Origin of the sequence: Pseudomonas plecoglossicida NBRC 103162 = DSM 15088, assembly GCF_000730665.1 — a bacterium.
GTDB classification, from domain to species: domain Bacteria; phylum Pseudomonadota; class Gammaproteobacteria; order Pseudomonadales; family Pseudomonadaceae; genus Aquipseudomonas; species Aquipseudomonas plecoglossicida.
Window position 1 is genome coordinate 1 of record NZ_BBIV01000072.1, and the last position, 12,087, is coordinate 12,087.

The window sequence follows — 12,087 nt, forward strand, 5'->3', positions numbered from 1 at the left end:
ACAGGTACAGTGATGTCCTGGAGAGCGATGCTTTCCTTGTAGGAGCCGGCTTGCCGGCGATGGCCTCAGCGCTGAACGGGCGTCGGGCGCTGCTGCTCGGCGCGCCGGCCCAACACCTCGTACACCGAGGGGTAGGCCGGACGTTCCACATACCGGCCTGCGCCCGGCTCCGCACGCAGGTCGCCATCGGCCCAGACCACGCGGCCCTGGCTGATGGTGTGGCTGGGTATGCCGCGCACGGTGCGGCCTTCGAAGATGTTGAAGTCGACGCGCTGGTGGTGGGTCTGCGCCGAGATCGTGCGCGTGCCTTGCGGGTCCCACAGCACCAGGTCGGCGTCGGCGCCGACGCGGATGGCGCCCTTGCGCGGGAACAGGTTGAAGATTTTCGCCGTGTTGGTGGAGGTCAGTGCGACGAATTCGTGCATCGACAGGCGCCCGCTGTTGACCCCGGCATCCCACAACACGGCCATGCGGTCCTCGATGCCGGCCGTGCCATTGGGGATGCGGCTGAAATCGTTGCGGCCCATGGCTTTCTGTTCGGCGCAGAAGCAGCAGTGGTCGGTCGCGGTGGTGTGCAGGTTGCCCGACTGCAGGCCGCGCCACAGTGCCTCCTGGTGCTCGCGCGGACGGAACGGTGGGCTCATCACGTAGCCCGCGGCGGTGGACCAGTCCGGATGGCGGTAGACGCTGTCATCGATCAGCAGGTGGCCGGGCAGCACCTCACCATATACCGGTTGGCCCTTGGCCCGGGCGTAGCTGATCTCGTCCAGCGCTTCGCGGCTGGAGATGTGCACCACGTACAGCGGCGTGCCGATGGTTTCGGCGATGCGGATGGCGCGGCTGGCGGCTTCGCCTTCGACTTGCGAGGGGCGCGACAGCGGGTGCGCTTCCGGGCCGGTCATGCCCTGGGCCAGCAGTTTCTGTTGCAGGTGATACACCAGCTCGCCGTTCTCGGCATGCACGGTGGGCACCGCGCCCAGTTGCAGGCAGCGCTCGAAGCTGGCCACCAGGGTGTCGTCGGCGGCCATGATGGCGTTCTTGTAGGCCATGAAGTGCTTGAAGCTGTTGACCCCGTGCTGGTTGACCAACTCGCCCATCTCCTCGGCGACCTGCTCGCTCCACCAGGTGATGGCGACGTGGAAGCCATAGTCGGAGGCGCTTTTCTGTGCCCAGCCGCGCCAGGTGTGGAAGGCTTCGAGCAGCGACTGCTGCGGGTTGGGGATGACGAAGTCGATGATCGAGGTGGTGCCGCCTGCCAGCCCTGCGGCGGTGCCGCTGAAGAAGTCCTCGCTGGCCACGGTGCCCATGAAGGGCAGCTGCATGTGGGTATGCGGGTCGATACCGCCGGGCATCAGGTACTGGCCACTGCCGTCGAGGATCTCGCAGTCGGTAGGGGGTTCGAGGTCTTTGCCAATGGCGCGGATCTGGCCATCGACACACAGGACATCAGCGGGATAGCTCTCTTCGTGGGTGACCACGGTGGCGCCACGGATCAACAGGGACATGCCGTCTTCCTCGCAGGCTGACCGGTCTGGGCCGGTTCTTGAAATTGTCATGGGTCAGGGGCTGGAGGAAATATCAATCCTGTCAGTCCTGACAAGAATGGAATCTAGTTGCTGATTTTGGATTGTTCAAGAAAATATTTCATGAGCTTATAACTTTCATAAGTTATTGAAATATAAGTATTTAATTTTGTAATCACCAAATTGTTGAGGCCATTCACCATTTTGACGCACTTGACAAGAAGCCAAATTGGTCAAGATTTTCCATGCAAAATCAGCTGCTTGAATCCTGGCTTCGAGGCGCTGGCCGCGCCGCTGAAAAGCCAGGCTGCACCAACTTGAAACCCGGCACGCAAATTGAGTACGGCCACAACCGCCAGGCCGGACCGGAGGTGCAGTACTGGTGGTGTAGAGACTCCGGCCATCGCATCAGCCCGATGAGCGAACAATTAGAAAAATCTGGAGAAGGCCCCATGCAACAGAGCAGATCGGAAGTGATCGAGCAGGATGGCCTGTTCGAGCTGTCGGCAGGCAATGACGTGCTCGACAGCCCGCGCTACAACCACGATATCGCGCCGACCAAGGTGCATCAGCGCACCTGGAACAAATGGCACATCACCGCGCTGTGGGTGGGCATGTCCATCTGCGTGCCCACCTACACCCTCGGGGGTGTACTGACTGCCTACTTCGGCCTGAGCGTGGGCGAGGCGCTGCTGGCGATCCTGCTGGCCAACCTCATCGTGCTGATCCCGCTGACGCTCAATGCCTTCCCCGGCACCAAGTACGGCATTCCCTTCCCGGTGCTGTTGCGCTCTTCGTTCGGCATCCTCGGCTCGAACGTGCCGTGCCTGATCCGCGCCGTGGTCGCCTGTGGCTGGTTCGGCATCCAGACGATGTTCGGCGGGTTGGCCATCCACCTGTTCCTGGGTTCGATCTTCGCGGATTGGAAAGCCCTGGGTGGCACCGGCGAAGTGATCGGCTTCATGGTGTTCTGGGCCCTGAACCTGTGGGTGGTGCTGCGTGGCGCGGAGTCGATCAAATGGCTCGAAACGCTGTCGGCGCCGCTGCTGGTGGCGGTGGGCTTCGGCCTGCTGTTCTGGGCCTTGCCGCACATGTCGATGACCGAGTTGCTGGCCCAGCCGCCCAAGCGTCCGGAAGGGGCGAGCGTGGTGAGCTACTTCTGCGCAGGGCTGACGGCGATGGTCGGTTTCTGGGCCACGTTGTCGTTGAACATCCCCGACTTCAGCCGTTACGCCAAGAGCCAGAAGGACCAGATTCTGGGGCAGATCTTCGGGCTTCCGCTGACCATGTTCCTGTTCGCCGCGCTAGGGGTGGTGATGACCGCCGCCTCCGCCTCGCTGGTGGGCGAAACGGTGTCGGACCCGGTGAGCCTGATCGGCAAGATCCACAGCCCGGGTTGGGTCGCGCTGGCCATGGCGCTGATCGTGATCGCCACGCTGTCGACCAACACCGCGGCCAACATCGTGTCGCCGACCAACGACTTCCAGAACATCGCCCCGCGCCTGATCGGGCGTAGCCGCGCGGTGTGGCTGACGGGTTTCATCGGCCTGGCGCTGATGGGCCACGAGTTGCTCAAGAAGCTTGGCTGGATCGTTTCCGACCTGAGCCTTGAGAGTGTCTATTCCAACTGGCTGCTGGGTTACTCCAGCCTGCTCGGGCCGATTGCCGGGATCATGGTGGTGGATTACTTCCTGATCCGTCGGCAGAAGCTGGACCTGGCCGGGCTGTACCGTGACGACGTCTACCCGGCCTGGAACTGGGCGGGTTTTGCCGCCTTCGCCGTGCCGGTGGGGTTGACCGTGATGGCCATCGGCAACAGCAGTTTCAGCTGGTTCTACGACTATGGCTGGTTTACCGGATCGTTGCTCGGTGGCGCGTTGTATTACGCGCTGGGTGGGGTGGCGGTGCGTGGGCCGGCGCGGTTGGCCAAGCCGTTGCCCTGATACCGAGTTGGCCTCATCGCCGGCAAGCCGGCGATGAGGCCCGACCTGGCAGCGCAATAACCAAACCCGATGCAGATATGAAAACGCCTGAGGAGTAAAACCGATGACCCCAGCCCAGAGTGTCCTGCAATCCACCGACCACCACGTCGACAGCGCCCGTTTGTGGCGATCGTTGATGGACTTGGCGCGCCTCGGCGCCACCGTCAAGGGCGGGGTGTGCCGCCTGGCCCTGACCGACCTCGATCGCCAGGCCCGCGACCTGTTCGTCGACTGGTGCGAGGCCGCAGGCTGCACCGTCAGCGTCGATGCCGTCGGCAACATCTTCGCCCGCCGCCCGGGCCGCAACCCCAAGCTGCCGCCGGTGATGACCGGCAGCCACATCGACACCCAGCCCACCGGCGGCAAGTTCGACGGCTGCTTCGGCGTGATGGCGGGGCTTGAGGTGATCCGCACCCTCAACGACCTTGGCATCGAAACCGAGGCCCCGCTGGAAGTGGTGGTGTGGACCAACGAAGAAGGCTCGCGCTTCGCGCCGTGCATGATGGGCTCGGGGGTGTTCGCCGGTAAATTCACCCTCGAGGAAACCCTGGCCAAGCGCGACGCCCAGGGGGTGAGCGTGGGCGAGGCGCTGAACGCCATCGGCTACGCCGGCCAGCGCGCCGTGCTCGGCCACCCGGTGGGGGCTTACTTCGAAGCGCATATCGAACAGGGGCCGATCCTTGAAGACCAGGAGAAGACCATCGGCGTGGTGCTGGGGGCCCTTGGCCAGAAATGGTTCGACCTGACCCTGCGTGGCGTCGAAGCCCACGCCGGCCCGACACCGATGCACCTGCGCAAGGACGCCCTGGTCGGTGCCGCGGCGGTGGTCGAGGCGGTCAACAAGGCCGCGCTCGGCCACCAGCCGCATGCCTGTGGCACCGTGGGTTGCCTGCAGGCCTACCCGGGCTCGCGCAACGTGATCCCGGGCGAGGTGCGCATGACCCTGGACTTGCGTCACCTCGAAGGCGAGCGGCTGGATTCGATGATCGCCGACGTGCGTGCCGTGATCGAAGCGACCTGTGCCAAGCATGGCCTGACCCATGAACTGATCCCCACGGCCGACTTCCCGGCGCTGTACTTCGAGCGTGGCTGCGTCGATGCCGTGCGCGACTCGGCGCGCACCCTGGGCTTGCCGCACATGGACATCGTCAGCGGTGCAGGGCATGACGCGATCTTTCTCGCCGAGCTGGGGCCAGCGGGGATGATCTTCGTGCCGTGCGAGAACGGCATCAGCCACAACGAGATCGAGAACGCCACGCCGCCAGACCTGGCAGCCGGTTGCGCGGTGCTGCTGCGGGCGATGCTGGCGGCCTCGGAGGCGATCGCCAGCGGGCGCTTGGCCGCGTAGCGGCAAGGGCGGCTTGGGTGGCCAGGCTATACCGGCAGCAGCCATCCATCACGCCCGATGTGATAGCGCTGCAGGTCCCGGGCCAGGGTCAGGTGCCCACTGTAGTGGGCCTGCGCTTCCACGCGCAGGTCCTCGATGCTCGGGGTGCGGCGGGGATCGGACTGGTAGCGCGCACTGAAGTGGGTCAGCACCAGGTTGCGCACGCCGGCCTTTTCGGCAAATCGCGCCACCGCAGCCGCACAGCTGTGGCCAAAGCTGATGCCGGTACGCTCGATGACCGCTTGGCCGAAGGTCGCTTCGTGCACCAGGACATCCGCGTCCCTGGCCACTTGCGCCAGAAGCTCGGGGGTGTCGTTGTCGCCGCAGACGATCACCCGCCGCGGCGCCCGCGAAGCACACAGGTAGTCCTGGCCGTGCAGAGTCTGCCCGGCATGTTCCACCGTTGCGCCCTTGGCCAACGCGCCCCACAACGGCCCGCGAGGAATCCCTTCGGCATCCAGGCGCTGCACATCCAGACGCGGCGCAGGGTTGATCTCGGTGAACACGAAACCAACGCTCGGCACCCGGTGCGACAGCATCACGGTGTCGACCATGACCGTGTCACTGCGCCAGCCTGTGAAGTTTTCGACGGCCACCAGGCGCAGCTCGAACGACAAGAAGGAGTCACTGGCCGACAGGCTCAGCCGCAACCAGTCATGCAGTGCTGCGGGCAGGATCAGGTCCAGTGGCTGCGTGCGCCCACTCATGCTGGCACTGGCCAGCAGCCCGGGCAGGCCGAAGCAGTGATCGCCGTGCACATGGGTGATGAAGATGGCACGCAGGTCACGCACGGAAAGCGAAGTGTGCAGCAACTGGTGCTGGGTGCCTTCGCCGCAATCCACCAGGTACCAGTGGCTGCCGCTGGCTTCGATGACGGCGGTGGCGCTGACGTTGCGCATCTTGGTGGGCACCCCGGCCGAGGTGCCGAGAAACTGCAGGTCCAATGCCTGGGCTCCGGAAGTGGCGGGCCTACACAGTAGCCCGGTTGTCAGGGCGTGGCGAGGTCATCCTGGCGCCAGATCAGCTTGTCGGTGTCATAGCCCTGCTGGTGGGCGATGGTCAGCAACTGCTCGCGGGTCTGGTCGGTGATCGCCGGGGTACGCGACAGCAGCCACAGGTACTCGCGGTTGGGGTGCCCGACCAGCGCCACGCGGTAGTCCTGGTCATGGTAGAGCACCCAGTACTCGCCCTTGCTCAGCCCGGGCGCCAGGCGGCTGAACCAGTTGTCGAACTGCACCCAGAGCTTGTCGGTCCTGCCCGGCTGCTGGGCTTCGGCGATGCCCTGAGCCTGGTTCCACTGGCCGTCCTTTTCCTTGCAGCGGTTGCTCACGTCGATGCGCCCGTCCTCGCGCAAGCCATAGTGCGCTTCGGACTGCACGCAGTTGCGCTGGAAGAACATCGGCAGGCGCGCCAGCTCGTACCAGGTGCCCTGGTAGCGTTGCAGGTCGACCTGCTGGGTGGTGGGGGGCGAGCGATGCTCGTCGCTCGAGCCGACGCAGCCGGCAATGGCCAGGGTCATGCAGGAAAGGATCAACGCTGTGCGCATCGCCATGGCGAACCTCCTGGAAACGGATGGGGCTTACCTGGGTTCGATGCGCGCAGGCGGTAAAAGTTGTATGGGATCACGCCCCGTCGGGCGGCAACTCGAACGATCCGGTCTGCACGTCACCGGCGCGCATGTAACGGGCAATCACCACCCCTTTGGGCGACACCTGCGAGTGCTGCAGGGTGAAGGCGCCCGCAGCAGCATCGGTGCCGAACAGGCGCTTGCCCCGGCCCAGCAGCAAGGGGTGGATCAGCAGTTGCAGTTCATCCACCAGGTCAGCTGCCAACAGTTGCTGGACCAGGTCGGCGCTGCCCTGGGTCAGCAGGTCGGCACCGTCTTGCTGCTTGAGCCTGCGCACCGCAGCGCTCACGTCCGCGCCCAGGGCATGGCTGTTGTGCCAGTCGAGCGTGTCGGGCGAGTGGGTAGCGACGTGCTTGGGCACGCTGTTGAACAGGTTGGCGATGGAGAAGTCTTCGGTGTCGTCTTTAACCTTCGGCCAATAGTCGGCGAAGATATCGTATGTGCGCCGGCCCAGCAGCAGTTCGAAGGGTTGGCTGAACAGTGCCTGCATGGCCTGGCCGAAGACCTCTTCGGCAAAGGGCACGATCCAGCCGCCGTAGGTGAAGCCGCCGCTGGTGTCTTCCTGCGGGCCGCCGGGGGCTTGCATGACGCCGTCGAGGCTGACGAAGGCGGCAACGATGAGTTTGCGCATGAGGGTTCTCCAGGGATGGTCTGTCGGTACGCAGGCCTTGTCCCTGGTCGAACGGCGCGGCGTCGTTTCGACACCGCCGGCGAATTTACAGCCAGTAGGTCACCGCCCACCAACCCAGGCCACCCATGATCACGGTGTAGGGCAGGGCCATCCACACCATGCGCCCATACGACAGGCGGATCAGCGGCGCGATCGCCGAGGTCAGCAGGAACAGGAACGCCGCCTGGCCATTGGGCGTGGCCACGCTGGGCAGGTTGGTGCCGGTATTGATCGCCACGGCCAGCGTCTCGAAGTGCTCGCGGCTCATCCCGCCGTTGAGAAAGGCCTGTTTCACCTCGGTGATGTAGATGGTGGCGACGAACACGTTGTCACTGATCGCCGACAGCAGGCCGTTGGCCAGGTACAGCATGCCCGGCTGCTGCTCGGCCGGCAGCGCCAGCACCCAGGCGATCAGCGGGCTGAACAGCTGCTGCTGATGGATCACCGCGACCACTGCGAAGAACACCACCAACAACGCGGTGAACGGCATGGCATCCTGGAATGCCCGGCCCAGGCGATGTTCGTCGGTAATGCCGGTGAAGGCGGTGATGAGCACAATCACCAGCAGGCCGATCAGGCCGACCTCGGCAATGTGCAGACCCAGGCAGACGATCAGGATCAACGCGGCGATGCCTTGCACCCACAGCGCCACACGCTGCGCCTGCGTGCGTGCGGCATCGTCTTCGGCGGCGTAGGCTGCCAGCACCTGGCGCACCCGCTCCGGCATCAGCGTGCCGTAGCCGAACAGGCGCAGCTTCTCCAGCAGCACGCAGGTCACCAGGCCCGCAGCGAGCACGGGCATCGAGACCGGCGCGACCTGGTGGAAGAAGTCAGCGAAGTGCCAACCCATCTCATGGCCGATCAGCAGGTTCTGCGGCTCGCCCACCAGGGTGCACACGCCGCCCAGGGCGGTGCCCACCGCGCCGTGCATCAGCAGGCTGCGCAGGAAGGCGCGGAACTGGTCGAGGTCTTCACGGTGCAGTTGTTCGATCTGCTGGTCGCTGTCCAGCGCGCTGTCCTCGCGCGGGTTGGTGTTGGAGGCGACGCGGTGGTAGACCGCGTAGAAGCCCACGGCGGCGCTGATGATCACCGCGGTCACGGTCAGGGCGTCGAGGAACGCCGAGAGAAATGCCGATAGCACGCAGAACAACAGTGCCAGCAACGCCTTCGAGCGCACCCCCAGCAGGATCCGCGAGAACAGGAACAGCAGCAGCTCCTTCATGAAATGGATGCCCGCCACCATGAACATCAGCAGCAGGATCACCGGGAAGTTGTGCAACAGCTCGTCGTACAAGGCCTGGGGCGTGGTCATCTTCAGCAGCAAGGCTTCGATCAGCAACAGCCCGCCTGGCATCAGCGGGTAGCATTTCAGGGCCATGCCCAAGGTGAAGATGAACTCGATCACCAGTGCCCAGCCCGCGGCCACCGGGCCAACGCTGACCAGCAGCAACGGGTTGAGAATGAGGAACAGGCAGATCACCACCTTGTACCAAAGCGGTGACTGCCCGAGGAAACCGTGGGCCAGGGCGCTGGTCAGGGAGCGCGACATGAATTTGTATCCTTATGATTCGGCAAGCGCGCACGGTGCCTGATCATGGCGCCTCAGGCAAGACATCGAGTCCCGGTTTTGGCACAAGTGCGGCTGCCGGGCTGAGTTACCATCCTGCGCTGACAACCCTTTTCCCCCAGGAGTGCCGCCCCGTGACCGAGTACAGCGCATTCAAGGTCGAACTGACCGACAACATCGCCCATGTGCAAATCAACCGCCCGGAAAAGATCAACGCGATGAACGCCGCGTTCTGGGAAGAAATCGTCGCCATCTTCCAGTGGATCGATGACACCGATGCCGTGCGCGCTGTGGTCGTCAGTGGTGCGGGCAAGCATTTCTCGGCGGGCATCGACCTGATGATGCTGGCCTCGCTGGCGGGCCAGATGGGCAAGGACGTCGGCCGCAACGCCCGCCTGCTGCGCCGCACCATCCAGCGTATGCAGGCGTCGTTCAATGCCGTGGACAACTGTCGCAAGCCGGTGCTGGCGGCGATCCAGGGCTATTGCATCGGCGGTGCCATCGACCTGATCTCGGCCTGTGACATGCGCTACTGCAGCCGCGACGCGCAGTTCTCGATCAAGGAAATCGACATGGGCATGGCCGCCGATGTCGGCACCTTGCAACGTTTGCCGCGTATCATCGGCGACGGCATCATGCGTGAGCTGGCCTACACCGGACGCACCGTGGAGGTCGACGAGGCGCTGCGTATCGGCCTGGTCAACCGGGTCTATGATGATCAGGCGGCCTTGCTCGACGCGGTCTTTGCCATCGCCGCCGAAATTGCCGCAAAATCGCCGATCGCCGTGTCGGGCACCAAGCAGATGCTCGGCTACATGCGCGACCACCGCATCGATGACGGCCTGGACTACATCGCCACCTGGAACGCCGCGATGTTGCAGTCCGAGGATCTGCGCGTGGCCGTGGCGGCGCACATGAGCAAACAGAAACCGACGTTCGCCGACTGACCGGGCCGGGGGACGCGCAGTCAAGGAACCCCGACATGTCAGCACGCTGGACTACCGCAGTACTCGCCCCGCAGATCACCGGGGGCTGGGCCGTCGCCCGCAGCCCGGAAGGGTTTCTGGTGGACGCCAACGGCGCGCTGTTCCCCCGCGACTGGCTCAAGCGCCAGGACCTGGACGTGCTGTGCGAGCACGGCATCGGCCACTTCGACGGGGAGCCGGTGTTCCTGCTCGAACTGCGCAGCACGGCCGAATTGCCGGGCTGTAGCTGGCGTGGCCTGCGCGCCTTCATGCTCGAAGGCGACTTCGACACCTTCAAGGTGCTCGGCTACGCCGCGCAGATCGGCACCTGGGCCCGCGAGCACCGCTTCTGCGGCAGCTGCGGCCAGCCGATGACGCAGATCCGCTGGGAGCGGGCGATGTACTGCCAGCCCTGCGACCTGCGCAGCTACCCGCGCATCTCGCCGAGCATGATCGTGCTGGTGACCCGCGGCGACGAGATCCTCCTGGCCCGATCGCCACGCTTCGTCACCGGCGTCTACAGCACCCTGGCAGGCTTTGCCGAACCGGGCGAGTCGGCCGAGGATTGCCTGGTGCGCGAAGTGCGTGAGGAAGTGGCGGTGGAGGTACAGAACATTCAATACGTGGGCAGCCAGTGCTGGCCGTTCCCGCATTCGATGATGCTGGGTTTCCACGCCGAATACGCCGGCGGCGAGATCGTCATGCAGCCGGACGAGATCGAGGATGCCCAGTGGTTCAGCGTCCACGACCTGCCGCCGCTGCCGGCCGGGCGGTCCATCGCCCGGTACCTGATCGATCTGTACGTAGCCCGGCGTCTAGGCCTGCCCGAACCAGTGCTGCCACGCTAGCCGCACGGTCAACGCCAGCACCACGGTGATGAACACCGGGCGGATGAACTTGCTGCCGCCGCTGATCGCCGTGCGTGCGCCGAAGAAGGCGCCGACCATCACCGACAGGCCCATGCACAGGCCGACGATGTAATCCACCTGCCCGGAAATGATGAACACCGTCAGCGCCGCGATGTTGCTGACGAAGTTCATGCTGCGCGCCACACCGCTGGCACGGACCAGGTCGATGGGGTAGAGCAGCAGCGTGCTGACGGTCCAGAACGCACCGGTGCCGGGGCCGGCCACGCCGTCGTAGAAGCCCAGGGTGAAGCCTTGCGGGAATTGCCATTTCTTCTTGATCGGCACGTCGGCATCCAGCGGCGCCTTGGGTGTGCCGCCGAACAGCAGGTAGACGCCGCAGAGGAAGACGAGTTTGACAGGCAGCGGTGTGGCAAAAGGCCGCGGCAGGAGGAGGGCATGGTAATGCCGTGGGGCGGGTGTTGTCAGTACCGGCCCTATCGCCGGCAAGCCGGCTCCCACAGATGCCCCACTGATCTCAGGTGCAGTGGGTTACCTGTGGGAGCCGGCTTGCCGGCGATAGGGCCGGTACAGTCATCCTCAACTACGGATGAACGCCAGCAAATCCGCGTTGATCACTTCGGCATGGGTAGTCGGCATGCCATGCGGGAAGCCTGGGTAAGTCTTCAACGTGCCATTGGGCAACAGCTTGGCCGACAAAGGCCCGGAGTTTTCATACGGCACGATCTGGTCATCATCGCCGTGCATCACCAGCACCGGTTGTTTGATGCCCTTGAGATCCTCGGTGAAATCGGTTTGCGAGAAGGCCACGATCCCGTCGTAATGAGCCTTGGCACTGCCGATCATGCCTTGCCGCCACCAGTTGCCGATGATGCCTTCCGAAGCTTCGACACCCGGCCGGTTGTAGCCATAGAACGGCCCGGCCGGCACATCGCGATAGAACTGCGCACGGTTGCTCGCCACCTGGGCCTGAAACCCATCGAACACTGACTTGGGCAGCCCGCCAGGGTTGCCTGGGGTCTGCACCATCAGCGGTGGTACCGCGGCGATCAGTACCGCCTTGGCCACCTTGTCACCCGGGTAGCGGGCCATGTAGCGCACCACTTCACCGCCGCCGGTGGAGTGGCCGACATGCACGGCGCCCTGGGTGCCCAGGTGTTCGACCACGGCCGCCACATCATCGGCATAGTGGTCCATGTCATGGCCGTCCCAGACCTGGCTGGAGCGCCCATGGCCGCGGCGATCATGGGCGACGACCCGGAACCCCTGGCCGAGGAAGAACAGCATCTGCGCGTCCCAGTCGTCGGCACTCAGTGGCCAGCCGTGGTGGAAGTGGATGACCGGCGCATCGCGCGGGCCCCAGTCCTTGTAGAAGATCTGAACGCCATCCTTCGTGGTCACGTAGCTCATGGTCGTGTCTCCTCTGTGCAGGGGATTGCCAAGTGAGCTATTGAGAATAGGAGAGATTGTTGTGTTGTCAGTATTGGCCTCATCGCCGGC

10 protein-coding genes and 1 pseudogene are annotated in these 12,087 nt (G+C 64.6%); 4 read left to right on the plus strand and 7 right to left on the minus strand.

Features of this window, described 5'->3' with window-relative positions; all coding sequences use genetic code 11:
- Nucleotides 1-65: 65 nt before the first annotated feature.
- Nucleotides 66-1,505: a dihydropyrimidinase gene (gene hydA / locus PPL01S_RS23725; RefSeq protein WP_028626243.1), complete on the minus strand. Its 1,440-nt coding sequence runs from the start codon at nucleotides 1,503-1,505 to the stop codon at nucleotides 66-68.
- A 470-nt stretch (nucleotides 1,506-1,975) separates the two neighbouring features.
- On the opposite strand from hydA, the gene PPL01S_RS23730 reads away from it, so the two are divergent.
- A complete protein-coding gene (locus PPL01S_RS23730) occupies nucleotides 1,976-3,466 on the plus strand; it encodes an NCS1 family nucleobase:cation symporter-1 (RefSeq protein WP_016392743.1) in 1,491 nt (496 codons plus the stop codon).
- A gap of 103 nt (nucleotides 3,467-3,569) precedes the next feature.
- Complete coding sequence (locus tag PPL01S_RS23735; protein WP_016392742.1) at nucleotides 3,570-4,853, plus strand: Zn-dependent hydrolase; 1,284 nt, start codon at nucleotides 3,570-3,572, stop codon at nucleotides 4,851-4,853.
- 26 nt (nucleotides 4,854-4,879) lie between these two features.
- On the opposite strand, the gene PPL01S_RS23740 is transcribed toward PPL01S_RS23735, so the two are convergent.
- The 4 genes from PPL01S_RS23740 to nhaB form a co-directional block, all read right to left on the minus strand.
- Complete coding sequence (locus PPL01S_RS23740) at nucleotides 4,880-5,836, minus strand: ribonuclease Z (RefSeq protein WP_028626242.1); 957 nt, start codon at nucleotides 5,834-5,836, stop codon at nucleotides 4,880-4,882.
- A 44-nt stretch (nucleotides 5,837-5,880) separates the two neighbouring features.
- A complete protein-coding gene (locus PPL01S_RS23745; RefSeq protein ID WP_016392740.1) occupies nucleotides 5,881-6,444 on the minus strand; it encodes a lipocalin family protein in 564 nt (187 codons plus the stop codon).
- Between the two features lie 70 nt (nucleotides 6,445-6,514).
- Entirely contained in the window at nucleotides 6,515-7,150 is a 636-nt protein-coding gene (locus PPL01S_RS23750) for a dihydrofolate reductase family protein (protein WP_016392739.1), read from the minus strand.
- An 85-nt stretch (nucleotides 7,151-7,235) separates the two neighbouring features.
- Nucleotides 7,236-8,738, minus strand: a complete 1,503-nt coding sequence (gene nhaB, locus PPL01S_RS23755) for a sodium/proton antiporter NhaB (RefSeq protein WP_028626241.1) — start codon at nucleotides 8,736-8,738, stop codon at nucleotides 7,236-7,238.
- Nucleotides 8,739-8,890: 152 nt separating this feature from the next.
- On the opposite strand from nhaB, the gene PPL01S_RS23760 reads away from it, so the two are divergent.
- Both PPL01S_RS23760 and nudC read left to right on the plus strand, forming a co-directional pair.
- Entirely contained in the window at nucleotides 8,891-9,703 is an 813-nt protein-coding gene (locus PPL01S_RS23760) for a crotonase/enoyl-CoA hydratase family protein (protein ID WP_016392737.1), read from the plus strand.
- 35 nt (nucleotides 9,704-9,738) lie between these two features.
- Complete coding sequence (nudC, locus tag PPL01S_RS23765; RefSeq protein WP_028626240.1) at nucleotides 9,739-10,569, plus strand: NAD(+) diphosphatase; 831 nt, start codon at nucleotides 9,739-9,741, stop codon at nucleotides 10,567-10,569.
- Here nudC and PPL01S_RS23770 read toward each other — a convergent pair.
- Nucleotides 10,537-11,025, minus strand: a pseudogene (locus tag PPL01S_RS23770) (sulfite exporter TauE/SafE family protein); the annotation flags it as partial. The gene nudC and the pseudogene PPL01S_RS23770 sit on opposite strands and share 33 nt — an antisense overlap.
- Nucleotides 11,026-11,166: 141 nt before the next feature.
- Nucleotides 11,167-11,997, minus strand: coding sequence for an alpha/beta fold hydrolase (locus PPL01S_RS23775; RefSeq protein ID WP_028626239.1), 831 nt, complete (start codon nucleotides 11,995-11,997; stop codon nucleotides 11,167-11,169).
- Between the last annotated feature and the right edge of the window lie 90 nt (nucleotides 11,998-12,087).

Excerpts from the sequence above, each read along its gene's own strand:
- hydA (WP_028626243.1), bottom strand. The coding sequence starts at position 1,505 with ATGTCCCTGTTGATCCGTGGCGCCACCGTGGTCACCCACGAAGAGAGC.
- PPL01S_RS23730 (WP_016392743.1), top strand. The coding sequence starts at position 1,976 with ATGCAACAGAGCAGATCGGAAGTGATCGAGCAGGATGGCCTGTTCGAG.
- PPL01S_RS23735 (WP_016392742.1), top strand. The coding sequence starts at position 3,570 with ATGACCCCAGCCCAGAGTGTCCTGCAATCCACCGACCACCACGTCGAC.
- PPL01S_RS23745 (WP_016392740.1), bottom strand. The coding sequence starts at position 6,444 with ATGGCGATGCGCACAGCGTTGATCCTTTCCTGCATGACCCTGGCCATT.
- PPL01S_RS23750 (WP_016392739.1), bottom strand. The coding sequence starts at position 7,150 with ATGCGCAAACTCATCGTTGCCGCCTTCGTCAGCCTCGACGGCGTCATG.
- nhaB (WP_028626241.1), bottom strand. The coding sequence starts at position 8,738 with ATGTCGCGCTCCCTGACCAGCGCCCTGGCCCACGGTTTCCTCGGGCAG.
- nudC (WP_028626240.1), top strand. The coding sequence starts at position 9,739 with ATGTCAGCACGCTGGACTACCGCAGTACTCGCCCCGCAGATCACCGGG.
- PPL01S_RS23775 (WP_028626239.1), bottom strand. The coding sequence starts at position 11,997 with ATGAGCTACGTGACCACGAAGGATGGCGTTCAGATCTTCTACAAGGAC.